The organism is Cobetia sp. SIMBA_158 (assembly GCF_046566945.1).
GTDB classification, from domain to species: Bacteria; Pseudomonadota; Gammaproteobacteria; order Pseudomonadales; family Halomonadaceae; genus Cobetia; species Cobetia amphilecti.
In genome coordinates this window covers 1-243 of sequence record NZ_JAWJYL010000950.1, presented here as the reverse complement: position 1 = coordinate 243, position 243 = coordinate 1, and the positions used below count along the sequence as shown (strand labels likewise).

1 protein-coding gene is annotated in these 243 nt (G+C 35.0%); it reads left to right on the top strand.

The features are described 5' to 3' along the window. A partial coding sequence (locus R2R70_RS22610; protein WP_410979288.1) for a hypothetical protein occupies nucleotides 1-243 on the top strand: 243 nt, incomplete at both ends.

Below are 243 nucleotides of genomic sequence, written 5' to 3'. Positions count from 1 at the left end.
ACAGAAGTTTTTGAACACTGTTCACCCTACAATAATGTTTCAGCTGTCTCATAAAGATAGTGATAATGAATCTTCTCGCACTAAAAAAGAAAGCAAGAAGCCACAAGAAGTTGAAGCGCAATTAGTTTTTAATGTAACTTCACCAATCGTTGGCACAATGACTAGATTTAATATTAGAGTTGCTTCATTTATTGGATATAACCCAGGTGAGGAAACTGAGTCTGACAGAAACATGTATCAACT